This is a genomic window from Embleya sp. NBC_00896, from assembly GCF_045207785.1.
In the GTDB taxonomy this organism is placed as follows: Bacteria; Actinomycetota; Actinomycetes; order Streptomycetales; family Streptomycetaceae; genus Embleya.
This window is the reverse complement of the sequence record NZ_CP108777.1, coordinates 399,307-413,218: the sequence shown is the minus strand read 5'-3', so window position 1 is coordinate 413,218 and position 13,912 is coordinate 399,307. Positions and strand designations below refer to the sequence as shown.

Here is a 13,912-nt window from a genome sequence, read left to right as displayed (position 1 = left end):
GGCGTCGCGTGCCGTCGTGCCGTCGTGCCGGCGATCAATCCGCCGGCGGCGTCACCAGTCGCCCGGGTACAGCGTGAACTGCGCGTACGGCACGGTCCACACGACTTCGTGGCCGATGCGGTGCCCGGTGTAGCCGTCCTCGCCGTACGCCGTGCCGTGGTCGGACGTCACGATCGTGAAGCACGGGCGGCGGCCGCTCATGGCCCGGAAGAGCCGGCCCAGATGCCGGTCCACGTACTCCAGCGCCGCCGCGTGCGTTTCGCGCGTGTCCCCCTCGGCGGCCGTCGCGCCGGGCCGGTGGAACCAGTTCGGCTGGTGCAGCGCCGCCACGTTGACCAGCAGGAAGAGCCGCCGGTCGGGGTCCAGGGCAGCGACGACGCCTTCCGCGCACGCCACTTGGGCCTCGAACGAGGTGGGCGACGTGACGCCCATCTCGGGGTCCCAGTGGCTCTCCGCGAACAGGCCCGGCAGTACGGAGCCGAGCGCGCCCCGCTTGTTGAAGAAGCCGACACCGCCGATGCAGGCCGTGTGGTAGCCCGCGCGCGCCAGTCCGGAAGGAAGGTCGGGCTCGTCGAACACCCACGTGCGCGGTGCGGTGGACTCGCTGCCGCCGAAGCGCGCCGCGAACAGGCGCGGATGCGGGCCGGGAGCCGCCGGGGTGGGCAGGAAGCCCGCGAGGAACGCGGTGTGCGCGGCGTACGTGAAGCTGCCTGGGGTGTGCCGGGCCTCCCAGCGCCCCTCGGGCAGCACGCGCGCGAGGTTGGGCAGCCGACCGGCCGCCACGAGTTCCGCGGCCACGTCGTACCGCAGCGTGTCGAGCGTGACCATGAGCAGGTCGTGGCGGCCGACGACCTCGTTCATGTCGGGATCGTGGCCGTCCCGGCCGTCGTCGCCGTAGCGCGGCGGAAGGGGTGTCGTCAGGTCGGGCACGGCAGTTGTTCCTCGTCTGGTGCTTCTTCCCCCGCCGGACGTGGTGTCCCGTGCGGGCGCCATCCATCCACCAGGGCTCGGACCTGTTCCCCCCACGTGTCCCGGCCCCGATGCAGTACGCCCGGCAGCAGATCGCCGAACGCGTTGACCTCGCCGACCGCGTGGCGGCGCCGGTCGATCGCGAAGAGGAGATCGACGCCGACGTGCAGCGTACGGGGGAAGCACCCGGCCGCGCGAACACACGTGGCCATGGCCTCGTCCCAGGCGGTGGACCCCACGGCGCGGCGGACGGCGCCGACGTCGACGCGGGTGTTGCCGAGGTGAAGGTTGGTCATCGGGGTACGGCTGCCGCGCGCGACGACGTGCGTGGCACGGCCCGCGACGACCAGGACGCGCAGGTCGACGGCGAGCCCGTCGAGGGTGAGCTTCGGCAGCCAGGTCTCCACGTGCACGCCGTCCGCGCACAGTGCGTCGATCAGGGTCGCGACATCCGTCTCGTCGCGGTATTTCCGCACCCGCAGCGAGTTGAACAGCGCGATCCCCGACGCGGTGCGGACCAGTTCGGCGGACGTGGTGGCCTGGACGCGCGGGCCCGACGTCTCCAGGGCGACCACACCGGAGGCCGACGAGCCGTGGGCGGCCTTGACGAAGACGCGCGGGCGGCGGGTGCTGCGCATCAGATCGCGCAGTTCGGCGTACGAACGCACCGCGATACCGCGCCCGTCGGTGCCAAGCCCGGGCGGGACCGGGACGCCCGTGTCGCGCAGCCGCCCATGCGCGTGTGGCTTGTCGAACATGACCGCGATGTCGTCGGGGTCGTTGACGAGCCACGCACCGGGTGTCGCGGCGACGGCACGCCGCACGCGCTCCAGCCCGCGCCGAAAGGCCGCGTGGCGCACCGCGCCGCCCTCCACGCGGTGCGGGTCCGAGGGCCCGCCGAGCAGCGCGTGGACGGCGGAGTCCTCGCCGGGGGAGTCGATCCGTACCGGTCCGGCGGCGAAAGCGGGTTCGGTGCCCCGCAGTACGTCCTCCCAAGCGATGACGCGCGGGGCCGGCAACCCGGCGGCCCGCGCCGCCGCGTCGAACCCCACGACGCGCCGGTGCCCGGGGTTTCCGACGACGGTGATCACGGTGGCGGCAGGCTCGAGGCGCGCCGCGCGGTTGTCGTGGTGGCCCAAAGCCATGGCGGACCTACCTTTCCGGGAAGATCGAGGCCAATCGTGAAGGAGACGGCGCGGGCGGCCGGTCACCGGCGGTTGGTACCCGGGGGGTCGATCGGGGCTTCGACGACAGGCAGGCCGGCGAAACGTGTCCGGTGTTCGTCGATGGTCATTCGGCTACCTCGACGTACCGGTTGTCATTGCCCCAATCGCGGCGTTGTTCGGGGCGGGAGATCTCCACCGCGACTCCGGACGCCCGCAGTGTCGCGCGCAGGCGCTCGGCCACGGAGTCATCCAGGAAGTGGTGACGGATCGTCAGACTCCGGAGATGGCCGAGGGATCGACCGCGCAGGAGGGCCTCGGCGCCTTCGTCGCTCAGGTTTCCCATCGACAGGTCGAGGGATTCGAGCCGGGCCGTGACGGCGGCGCTCGCGATCGCGGTGGCGATCTCGTCCTGTAGTTCGCTGTTCATCAGGCCGAGATGCCGCAGCCGGGGTACTCGGGTCCCGGACAAGAGGTCGGCGAGATCGTCGACGCAGGCGTTGCCGCCGTAGTCGGTGACGCCGAGCCACATCTCGAGTTCTTCGAGGGCGGGGAAGTCGCTCTTGCCGACGGCGCGCACGATCCGACCCGACAGGCCGCCGCTTTCGAAGCGGAGGCGGCGCAGGTGCTCGTGGCGCACGGCGGTCAGGGTGGGGGCGTCCTCGGTGGCGTTCTCGCTGCCGCGGATCACCAGTTCCTCAAGGCGTGGGAAGGCTTCGAGGAGACCGGTACACGGGCCGACGCCGATCCAGGAGATCTCCGCTTCCTCCTGCACCACGTCGCCGAGGAAGAGGTGGCGCAGCGCCGGAAAGCGGCCGGCGTCGCGGACCAGCAGTTCGATCAGCGGATTTTCCTGGGACATGTCCATGTCCCAGGCGCCGACGACCAGGGCGGTGACGCGAGTGGTGTCGACGTTGGCAAGGAAGTAGTCGTAGAGATCGGTGAGTTCGGGATCGTTCTCCCAGTGGCGGTGGCGCAGCCGCCATGCGACGGCGTCCGCGGGGTGGTCGCCGGGGGCGATCCCGTACGGCGGTGTGGGCGCGCCGTAGCCGCCTTCCTCGGGTTGATCCCCGGGAACGGCCGAGGCTGCTTCCGAGTCCGGCGGCCGCAGGTCGGCGACGGGCAGTCCGCCGAACTCTTCGAGGTAGTCGTGCATGAACACGTTGGTCGGTCACCTTTGTGGATCGGGCCGTGCCGGGGTCGGCGCGGGCGGAATCGGGCGATGGGGAAGTGCTTTGACGCGGTGTTCCGACGCAGTGTTCCTGCGGTAGTGCCCCGGTCGGTTTCCTGCCGGCGCTACTCGGCCACGGTGTGCGGATCGGTGAGCGTACGGGTCTTGACTACCAGGGCGCACCGACGGCCGTCGCGAAGGGGCGGCGCGCAGGGCCGTCGCGGCCGGCGGGGCACCACGGCCACCGCCGAGCCGTGGTGTCCCGCCGAACGCTCACGTGATGACCGAGTCGAGGTCCGTGAGCACCTCGGAAGCCGTCACCGGGTCGAGTTCGGCGAATCGGTACCGCAGGGCGACCTCGTGAGAGTGCCAGTGCGGAGCGGGGTCGGCGCCGATCCAGACCGCTTCCAGGGTCTGGTCCTCGGACACGCTCACATTGCCGATGAACAGCCCTGTCTTGAGGGTGACGACGACATGGCACCCACTGCGGACGGTACGGACGAAGCAGGAGATCCCCCCGTCCGAATCCGTGGGTCCGCGATGCCAGCCGCGCCGCTCCAGCCGGAGCACATTGCCGAACGGCACGGTCACCCCCTCGAACCGCGTCAGCCGGGTGGCGGCCTTCTCGTCCTCGCTCAGCGTGTGGACCACCCGGTCGAGCTGCGGGAACGGTTGCAGGATCTCGTAGTCGGCGAACACCTGAGACCAGCGCTCCCGGGTGTCCCCGAGACACAGCGGGTGGGCGATGCGAACCGTGGCGTCGTCGGGCGGCGTGACCGTGTCATCGCCGACGTCGGCGAACGTGCGGTCCTCGGCGAGCCGGAACGCCGTCGCCACCCCGCCGTCGTGTTCGGCGATCCACACCAGCCGCCGCACGATATGCCACACCAGCGGGTGGCCGACGAGGAACTCGCGGAACTCGGCCATGTCCCACCGTCGTCCGGTCGTCATCGCGAGCTCCAGGCGCTGGAGTTGGATGCCGGCGATCTCGCGGACGTCCTTCTTCAGTTCGGCGAACCGCTGGTGGGCCGCGGGTGCCAGCGCGGCGTCGTCGCGGGCCCCGGGCTTGGGCAGGTTCGCCCGCCGCCGGCCGTTCTCGTCGGCCACGTACGGCTTCAGCGCCTCGTCGAAACCGGCGACGAACCGCCGCGGGCCGTAGTCGAGGACCATCGCGCCGCCGGCGTCCAAACCGAAGTCGGGGACCAGACGGTCGCCGAGCTGCTCCCGAGTGAGCCCCCGGTCCACCGCGACCTGCTCGACCTTCTCCTGCGCGCTTCTTCAGCCCCTTGTACTTCACCTTCTGGGCGATGCCGTGCAGCGACCGCAGCGCGAACTCGCTCCCGATCAGGGTGAGCACGTCGAGTCCGCGAACCGCATGATGGTGACCACCCTCCCCCGGCCAGGCGCGGATGAGCGGGACGAGCCGGCGTACGGTCTCATCGTTCCCGAGCCGGCCCAGGGCGGTGAACTGCCAGGCGTGCTCCGGTCGCGCGCCGTCCTCCTGCCAGTACCGGAACAGCGCCCAGCCGAACTCGGCCCGCGACCGCTCGTCGCACGCCTCCAGCACGGACGCAAGGCCGGGATCCGCGTCCTCGGGTGAGGAGATCGCCAGGAGGGTGAGCAGGTTGCGTACGGCCGGTACGGGCAACGCGCGTTCTCCGCCGCGCAGCAGCACCTGGGGAAGAACCTCGACGTTCACCCCGAGGTCCTCGGGAATCTTCTTGCGGGGCAGCAGAGATGCCGGGTCCCCGGCCAGCAGGGTCTCCACCGACGCGGCGGCCCGCTCTCCGTGGTGGCGCCCCGCGACGAGCACCGCCTCCTTGCCCTCCTGGCCGGCCAGGAAAAGCAGCGCGTACTCGGCGGCGGTCCGGGCCCGGCCGGCCTTGCCCAGCGCGACCGGCACGAGGTGCGGCAGCGCGCCGCGGCCGTGCCGGCCGAACCAGGCGATCGCGGTGTCCCGTACCGTCTTGGCGCGCAGCAGCCAGTCGGCCATCGCGTTCGCGACCTCGCCGTCCAGGAACGGCAGCAACAACGCGGCGCCGCGGGCCGGCTTGGCCTTGGCAAAGCGCAACGCGATCGGCTGCGCGTCCGGTTCGAAGCGTGCGACCAGGACCCTCAGCCAGGCTTCCGGGCTCCACCAGCCGCCGGGCTGTTGCCACGTATCGGGCCGCCAACCGCGCAGCACCGGCCGGATCAGCTCCTCGGGGCCCATGGCGAACAACCCGGCCAGCCACGAGCCCTCCTCCGTGACCCGGCCGGCCTGGAGGTCGGCGATCCAGCGCTCCCACCTCTCACTGCGCTCTTGAGGCGGGGGAACCTCGGCCACGTTGCCCCAGCCCCGGTTCGCCCGGGACTTGTGCCAGCTGTCGGGATAGGGATGGAAGATCTCGGTGCGCAGCCAGTCGTCGCGCTCACCGGGCGCCCACGCCATGGACCGCTCCTCGGGGGCGGTCAGGCCGGTGAGGACGACCGGCTTCGGCTCTGTGCGTGCCCACGGCGGGTCGGACAGCAGCCGCGGCAGCTCGTGCGCCTGCGCCTGCGGGATCCGGTCGTCCGCCGCGGACAGCTTCTCGACGGCCGCGCGGACCTCGGCGGGCAGGTGCGGCAGCACCCGCGCCACCAGTTCGGCGTTGCCACGCAGGTGATCGGTCAGCAGTTCTTTCGCGGTGGAGTTACCGCCGGTCGTGGCGGAGGCGAGGACGCGAATCGCGCGTACCGGATAGCGCCCCATGGTCTCGCGCAGCGCAGTCCGCATATGGGGATTCCCGGCGCGCTCCAGCATCAGCCGGAACGCCTCGTCGCCGGGCAGCCGGCCCAAGACCTCGAGCAACCCTTTGCGGCGCCGGGTTTCGTCGTGGTACTCGTCGAACGCCTCGGCCAGATAAGGGGCTATCGCGGGCCCCACACCGTCGGCCAGGGTGATGAGGTTTTCGACGTTATAGCAGTCGGAGACCGAGATATGCGCCGCGGCGCCCAGGATCTCGAGGTGTTCGGCCGATCCCAGGGAACACAGCAGCCATTCCCGCGGCATCGAGTGCACGGGTGCGGCGCAGCATTCGGCCACCCACTTCAGCTCGGTCGGCACGAGATAGGCGCTGAGCGACTGCCGGGTCGGCGTCGTGCGCAGCTCGGCCAGGAGATTGACGGCGTCCTGGTAGTCGGCGTCGGTCGCCACGGCGAGCAGTGCGCGCAGCCGTTTGGCGGCGTCCTCGACGTACGAGCCGGTTGCGGGGTGCCACATCAGGCCGCTTTCGCCGGCGCCGTACGGGCCGACCCCGATGTCGCAGCGTTCGACGAAGGCACGGATGGCGAAGCGCAGGCCATGGGTAACGATCCAGGCGTCCACGAACCGCACGGTCATCGCGCCGCTGTGGACGGCCGACTCCGGGATGGCCGCGATGACCGCCGCACCCAGCGGGCCAGGCTTGCCGGCCCGGTGCTCCCGTGCCGCCGCGACCAGTGCCGGGTCAGAATTGCGGTGCGTGAGCGCCTTCTCGATCTCATCGGCGTACTGGGAGCACAGATCCACTTCGCTCAGATCGGCCACCTGTACCTTCCGGCCGGGCAGGCCGCCGCGCCTGGGATGCACATGCCGCTTCCAGGAACTCGGCATGTCGATGGCGTTTTCGTCGGGAGGTGACGCGCTTTGCTCGTTCATGGCGAGGCACTGTAGTGGGGAGAATGGACACTACGAGGAACGACGACACCTCGGCGGGCGCCGGGTTCTGCGGATCCGGTGGGGCCAACCGGAGTTACGGCGGTGGTTGTGGAAGGCGATCCGACGGAACACCGAAACTTGGCCTGACGCCTCGTCAATAACCGGTCCCTGTAGGGAACTTCGCGAATCCTGCGGCTGAAGAACGACTCAACTGCGCCCCAGGCCGACTCGTTCCCGGGAGCAGGCACGAACTCCCCAGCGTGGTAAGGCGTGAGCGCCGGCACCGCGTGAATCGGCTATCCGTCCGAGCGGGACAACAGGAAGGATGGCCCCGACTCGTCTTTCGCCTTCGATCAAAGGAGTCATCCATGAGCAAAATGGGTCGGAGCGCTGCCGCGGTGCTGGCGTCGGTGTCGCTCTTCGCGGGCGTGGGCGTCGCGTTGGCGCCGTCGGCGTCCGCCGCGAGCCATCCGGCGTGCAACAAGGATCTCAGCGACCACACCGCCAAGATCACCGGCAACAACGTCAGCCTGCGCAAGGCCAAGGGCACCTGGAACCCGATCTTGCGCGTGCTGCAAAAGGGCGCGAAGGTCACCGTCTACTGCCAGGGCTGGGTGTACCGGGACGGTGACGCCGAGGCCAGCGAGTGGTACTACGTCAAGCACCAGGCATCGGGCGTCAAGGGCTGGGTGTCGATCAAGTACGTCCGCTGAACCGAGCCCACCGCGGCTGGTCCCGGACGGGGACGACCGGAGGCTCGCGCCGGACGTGTGGCGCGTGCTTCCGGGCCCGCCGGCGCGGGCGAGGTCGTACGCCGGGTGGGTCGGTCCGACCGACTCGGAGGTGGGTTCCTGGGGATCGACCCTGGTGTGCGTGGACGCGTCCTTGGTGTCGTCGCCACCGACACCGGGAGGAGACCACCCCGTATCGCCCGTCATCGGTCCGACGACTACTGCGAACGGGTGTATCACGCATGCTGCCGGGCACAGACCATGCCCTCATGCGCTTCGGCCAGGAGATGACGCAGACCCGGATCGGCGAACGCCTGGGCCTGCCGTGGATGCACGTCTCCCGCCGGCTCACCCGCATTCTGGACAACTGCGCGCCGAACTCCCGACCTGCTGACCGTCGGCGCCCCACGACCCCGGCGAGACAATCCGCATGCGATCACCCGATTGAACCAACCCGGACTCGTTCGTCTCGAAAGGAGACGACGCGTCGGTAGGCGCCCCGCGTCCATGGCGGGCGTGCGTCGGGGCGGGTGATCCACTCTTCGGCCGCCGCCTTCCCTGGGGATGCGCCATCGACCGGTCGCGGTTTGCATGGTGGAACGGAAGGATTCACCGCACGGGAGCGGACATGCGCGTAATGCGAGCGGTCGAAGGCCCAGAGAACGTCGTGTGGCACGCGATGGAGCGCGACGACACCGCGGTGTGCGGGGAGACGTTGCCCCCGTCCGCGGGATGGGGCACTGTCAGGGGGGAGACGTTGTGCACGGCGTGCATGGCCGAGATCGAGCGGGCCACACACCCGATTGCGGCTCCGCCGTCCAATCCCTGAGTCGCGCTCGCGGTGACGGAATGGGATCCGCGGCCCAGTAGAGGAAGTACCTGACCGTATGGCGCCGCGCCACCGGACCGCGTCGTCGATTTCTCCGCCGGACCCCAGCTGTCCTTGACCACGGTGTATGCGGAGCCGGGGCCGGCACCGGCGGCTCGGGCCGGCCGGCCACGCGAGAGCGCGCCGTCACCGGGCCCGAGCATGCCGAAGAAGTGACGCACGCCGTCGGGGAGTTCACCGCGCTGGACGAGCTCTGCGAACCCGATCTCGTCGACGACCCGCGATGCTTGGTGCGCTGCCGTGTTCATTTGTCCCGGCAGCAAGGACAATTCATGATTGAGCGAGCATCTGGGGAGACGGAATGACGACCCGCTCCAATGACCGGGCCGCGCCGGGGGTGGTCGAGGGCGACGGGCCGCTGGTGGGCCGCGAGGCCGAGCTGGAGCGGCTCGGTGTGTTCCTGGCCGACATCCCGCGTATCGGTGGATCGCAGGTACTGCTGGGGGAGCCGGGAGTCGGCAAGACGGCGCTGCTCGCCGCTGTCGCCCGGGAAGCCGAGGCCGCCGGGATGCGGGTGCTGCACACCGTGGGTGTGCAGTATCGGGCGCAGACCAGCTACGGCGCGCTGCGGCAGTTGCTGATGTCGGTCCCCGAGGTCCGGTCGAAAGCGGCGAATGTGCCCGTCCTTGCCGCGGCCCTGGACTTCGAGCGGGGCATGGCACCCGGGCATGATGTGGTCACCGAGGCTGTGGTGTCCCTGGTCACGGACCTTTCCCGCGGCCGGCCCGCCCTGCTGGTGCTGGACGATGCGCAGTGGCTGGACCGGGCCAGTGCCGTGGTCCTGGGGCAGGTGGCGCGTCTGCTCCTGGGCACCGGTGCGGGGGCGGTGTGTGCGGTCAGGCTCGGGGAGGAGAGCTTCTTCGACTACAGCGGGCTTCTCCCGCACGAACTGGGTCCGCTCAGCGAGGCCGCGTCCGAGGAACTGCTCAGCCGTCGCTTCCCGGCGCTGGCCCTGCGGGTTCGCCGACGCCTGATGGCCGATGCCGAAGGCAATCCGCTCGCGCTGTTGGAGCTCCCGGCCGCCCTCACCGACTCCCAGCGGTCCGCCTCCCAGGCTTTACCGAAGCGCATTCCGCTGACCCAGCGTCTCCAGTCGACCTTCGCCTCCCGGATCACGACGCTGCCGGCGGCCACACGGCATCTCCTGCTGGTGGCAGCGCTGGAGGGAAGCGGCAACCTGCTGGTCGTGCGCCGGGCGGTGGCCGGGCGGTGCAGCCTGAAGCACCTGGCTCCCGCAGAGCGGCTTCAGCTCGTCCACGTCGACGACACGACAGGCCGACTGGGGTTCCGGCACTCGCTCATGCGCTCGGCGGTGGTGGACCTGTCGACCAGCGACCAGCGCCGCAGTGTGCACCGCGCGCTCGCGGAGGCGTGGGCCGGGGTCCCCGAGCAGCGGGCCTGGCACCTGGCGCAGGCCGCGGTCGACCCCGACGAACAGATCGCAGATCTGCTTGAGGAGGCCGCCGACGTCAGCGCCCGCCGCGGCGACGGGCCGAACGCGGTGGCGGCGCTGGTGCGCGCCGCCGAGCTGAGTCCGGCCGGGTCCGAGCGGGCCCGACGGCTGGCCAAGGCGGCGTACGTCGGCGCGAACCTCACCGGCGACCTGCGCGATGTGCCGCGCCTGCTGGACGACGCGCGGCAGGCCGCCCCGGACGCGGACTCCCTGGCGGTCGCGGTGGCCGCCGCGCTGTACCTGCTCAACAGCCACGGAGACATCGACACCGCCCATCGCCTGCTGCGCGGGGCGATCGCGCTCCAGCCCGCCCCGTACGACCCGACCGACGCCACACTGCTCGAGGCGCTGTCCGCCCTGCTGATGGTGTGCATCTACAGCGGCAGAGGCGAGCTGTGGGCGGACTGCGACGAGGCGATGTCGAAGTGCACCTCGGTCCCGGACACGCTGCAGCTGTTGCGGGCCACGTTTGCCGACCCGGCCCGGGCCCGCCCGTCCGACTGGGCCCGGCTCGACGCCGCCATCGAGGCACTGCCCGGCACATCGGATCCGATCCGGATCGTGCGGATCGGTACCGCCGGCGCTTACGCGGACCGCCTCGGTGGCATGGACGAGCCGTTGCGGCGTACGGCGCGCGGCGGACGCACCGGGGAGAACAACTTCCCGGCCATCCAGGCCTCGTTCCTGTGGGGCAGCCACGCCTGGTTCACCGGCCAGTGGTCGGAACTTCGCCAGGTGGTCGGCAACGGACTGGCCCTGTGCGACGAGTTCCACTATCCGCTGCGCTCCTGGACCGGGAAATTCGTTCTTGCCTGCGTGTCCGCGGCCTGCGGCGACTTCACCACCGCGCGCACGTTCGCCGACCAGATGGAGCAGTGGGGCGGGTCCCGCCGCGCCCATGCCGTCCGCTGCTACGCCGCCCACGCCAGGACCCTGATCGCCCTGTCGCAGGGCGACTTCGAAGCGGCGTACCACCACGCGTGCACGATCTCGCCGGCCGGATCGCTGGCGCCCTTCGCCGGACACGCGCTGTGGGCGATCCTGGATCTGGTGGAGGCCGCGGTGCGAACCGGCCGGCGCGAGCAGGCCCTTGACCACGTCAGGGCAGCCCGGGACGCAGGTCTGGACGCTGTGTCACCGCGCTTGCACATGGTCCTTCTCGCCTCTGCCGCCTTGGCGGCGGAGAGCGACGAGGAGGCCGTCCAGGGGTTCAGCGAGGCTCTGGCCGTCGAGCAGGCCGACCGGTGGCCCTTCGACCAGGCCCGCATCCACCTCTACTACGGCGAACGGCTCCGACGCGGGAAGGCACCCGCGCAGGCGCGCCGGCAACTGGGCGCCGCGGCGGAGATCTTCCGGCGGCTCGGGGCGAATCCCTGGACGGACAGGGCGAACCAGGAACTGCGTGCCTGCGGCAGAGCGGCGCGCGCCGCGCCTCGGCCCGACGCCGGCGCGGCGCTGACGCCGCAGCAGCGGGAGATCGCGGGCCTGGCGGCCGCGGGCCTGTCGAACAAGCAGATCGCCGAGAAGTTGTTCCTGTCCCCGCGCACCGTGTCCACCCACCTGTACCAGGTCTTCCCCAAGCTGGGCGTGACCTCCCGTGCCGCCTTGCGGGACGCGCTGGAGAAACTGCACCCGAAGTGACCCAACGGCCGTACGAACTACGTCATTTGACGGGGGCGGCGTCATCGCCGGCATTCCTACAGTTCTCGTCACGGGCCGCGCATACAGGCTCGAAGAACCCTGGAGGAATGATGAGCGACAACGCGACGCGCGGGAATGTCGTGCTGGTGCACGGAGGCTTCGTGGACGGCTCCGGCTGGCTGGGGGTGTACGAGGCCCTCAAGGCCGACGGCTACAACGTGGCCATCGTGCAGAACCCCACGATCTCGCTGGAAGGCGACGTGGCCGCCACCCGTCAGGTCATCGACGCACAGCCGGGACCGGTGACCCTCGTCGGCCACTCCTACGGCGGGGTGGTGATCACCGAGGCGGGCAACCACGAGAAGGTGACGTCGCTGGTGTACATCGCCGCGTTCGCCCCCGACAAGGGGGAGTCGGTGAGCACGCTGATCGCCGACCCGCCGTCGGGCGCCCCGGTACCGCCGATCCTGCCGCCGAACGAGGGCTTCCTGTTCCTGGACCGCGACAAGTTCGCCGACTCCTTCGCCGGTGACCTGCCCGCCGCCGCCGCCGCGTTCATGGCCGACGCGCAGGTGCCCTGGGGCGTGGACGCCCTCGGCGGCGCGGTGTCCCAGCCGGCTTGGCGCACCAAGCCGGCCCGGTACCTGGTGGCCTCCGACGACCGCATGATCCCGCCGCCGGCCCAGCGCGCGATGGCCGAGCGGATCGGCGCCCAGACCGTCGAAGTGACCGGCAGCCACGCCGTGTACGTCTCGCAGCCCGCCGCCGTCGCCGACCTCATCAAGCAGGCGGCCGGCGGCTGACATGCCATAGGACGGGACGGGACGGACGCGGACGCGGTGCGGATGCGGGTGCGGGTGCGGGTGCGGACAGGACACTTTTGGGCTGGGTTCGGAGGGATCGGCAGTGGTGCGTGTGCTGCGGCGGCCGTGTCGTCCCCCTCGCCCCGAGGGTCGTCATGAGTCCGAGTCTTGCCTTCTACCGTCGGCATAAAGTCCGTTCATGAGTGCCGGGCGGTCGACCGGACCGGCGGCGGCCAGGCCGCGGTTGATGTCGCGGGCCGCGGCCGGCAGCGGCGGGGTCAGCCGTCGGGCGGTGACCCCGCCCAGGCGGCCGGTGACGCCGATGATCCCGATCAGCGAGCCGTCCGGGCCGCGCAGCCCCGTCGCGAGACACGCGTAGCCGACCGCGCACTGCTCGTGCTCGAAGGCGGTCCCCGTGTCGCGGACGGTGTCGAGCGCGGCGTCGAGGCGCGGCCAGGAGATCGTGGTGTACGGGGTGAGCGGCGCGAGCGGGCGCGACCGCAACCGGTCGGCGAGTTCCGGTCGCTCGGCGAGCAGCACCCGTCCGGCGGCGGTGGCCGGAAAGGCCGGGGCGTCGATCGCGAGCGGCCACGCAGCACGTTGTACGTCCTGCGCCCGGTTGGCCCCGAAGGCGGTGCCCACGAGCGTGATGGCGGTCTCGGTGAATGTGCTGAGCCAGACGATCTCCCGCGTGCGTGCGAACAGATCCTGTACGTGTGGGGTGGCGATCCGGTGCAGGCCGTGCTGCGCGGCGGCCCGCATGCCCAGGTCCAACAGTCGGTCGCCGAGTCGGTAGCGATCTCCGCGGCGTTCCAGCAGGCGTCGGTTCACCAGGTCGGCCGCGATCCGCCGGACGGTGGGCTTGGGCAGGCCGGTACGGCGGGTCAACTCGGCGAGCGTCACCGGGTCGCGGTGCGCGGCGACCGCGTCGAGCGCGGCGACGACACGGCCTGTGACGGTGTGGTCGTCCATGCCTCCACTATCGGGCCAAAGCGGCGGCCGGATGGGGGAGTTCCCGGAGTTCCTGGAGTTCTCGGGGTTCTCGGGGTTCCCGGAGTCCTCGGGTTCCCGGAGTTACCGGAGCTCCCGGAGTTCGAGGGGCCGATGGAGCTCGGGAGGATCGGAGGGATCAGAGGACCAGGGGATCAGAGGATCAGGGGATTAGGCGGTTCGAGGGCCTGGACGTTCGGGCGGTCCGGGAAGTTCGGGCGGGCGGGTCACTCAGTGACCCGCCCGCCTGGCGTCCGGGTACGCAAGTGCGCATGCTGGTCGGGCAGGCCATCGCCGCACGGGTCGGGGCACCGCTGTCGGGGGAGTCGCGGTGCCCGGACTCATTTCTTTCACCTTCCTTTCGCCCAGGTGCGGACCGACATGTAACGGGCGGGCGGGGACGCCGCTTTCGGGGACGCCCCCTTCGGGGATGGCTTCCTCGGC

8 protein-coding genes and 1 pseudogene are annotated in these 13,912 nt (G+C 71.1%); 4 read left to right on the top strand and 5 right to left on the bottom strand.

Annotation, left to right across the window (positions count from 1 at the left end; translation table 11 throughout):
- Positions 1-51: 51 nt before the first annotated feature.
- From OG928_RS35065 to OG928_RS35050, 4 genes are all read right to left on the bottom strand, one after another.
- Complete coding sequence (locus tag OG928_RS35065) at positions 52-861, bottom strand: STM4013/SEN3800 family hydrolase (protein ID WP_331768220.1); 810 nt, start codon at positions 859-861, stop codon at positions 52-54.
- Positions 862-917: 56 nt separating this feature from the next.
- Positions 918-2,114 carry an STM4014 family protein gene (locus OG928_RS35060; RefSeq protein ID WP_331766036.1) on the bottom strand — a complete coding sequence of 399 codons (1,197 nt, stop codon included), beginning with the start codon at positions 2,112-2,114 and terminating at the stop codon, positions 918-920.
- A gap of 145 nt (positions 2,115-2,259) precedes the next feature.
- The gene (locus tag OG928_RS35055) at positions 2,260-3,288 is read right to left on the bottom strand and encodes an STM4015 family protein (protein ID WP_331768219.1); all 1,029 of its coding nucleotides are present in this window, start codon (positions 3,286-3,288) and stop codon (positions 2,260-2,262) included.
- 288 nt (positions 3,289-3,576) lie between these two features.
- A complete protein-coding gene (locus tag OG928_RS35050; protein WP_331766035.1) occupies positions 3,577-4,473 on the bottom strand; it encodes a DUF4132 domain-containing protein in 897 nt (298 codons plus the stop codon).
- Between the two features lie 2,856 nt (positions 4,474-7,329).
- Here OG928_RS35050 and OG928_RS35045 point away from each other — a divergent pair.
- The 4 genes and pseudogenes from OG928_RS35045 to OG928_RS35030 all read left to right on the top strand — a co-directional run bounded on the left by OG928_RS35045 (position 7,330) and on the right by OG928_RS35030 (position 12,478).
- A complete protein-coding gene (locus OG928_RS35045) occupies positions 7,330-7,674 on the top strand; it encodes an SH3 domain-containing protein (RefSeq protein WP_331766034.1) in 345 nt (114 codons plus the stop codon).
- A gap of 287 nt (positions 7,675-7,961) precedes the next feature.
- Positions 7,962-8,054, top strand: a pseudogene (locus tag OG928_RS35040) (sigma factor-like helix-turn-helix DNA-binding protein); the annotation flags it as partial.
- Positions 8,055-8,882: 828 nt separating this feature from the next.
- On the top strand, positions 8,883-11,675 hold the full coding sequence (locus OG928_RS35035) for an AAA family ATPase (protein WP_331766033.1): 2,793 nt from the start codon (positions 8,883-8,885) through the stop codon (positions 11,673-11,675).
- A 107-nt stretch (positions 11,676-11,782) separates the two neighbouring features.
- A complete protein-coding gene (locus tag OG928_RS35030; RefSeq protein ID WP_406291504.1) occupies positions 11,783-12,478 on the top strand; it encodes an alpha/beta fold hydrolase in 696 nt (231 codons plus the stop codon).
- Between the two features lie 153 nt (positions 12,479-12,631).
- On the opposite strand, the gene OG928_RS35025 is transcribed toward OG928_RS35030, so the two are convergent.
- Complete coding sequence (locus OG928_RS35025; RefSeq protein ID WP_331766031.1) at positions 12,632-13,450, bottom strand: helix-turn-helix domain-containing protein; 819 nt, start codon at positions 13,448-13,450, stop codon at positions 12,632-12,634.
- Positions 13,451-13,912 lie beyond the last annotated feature (462 nt).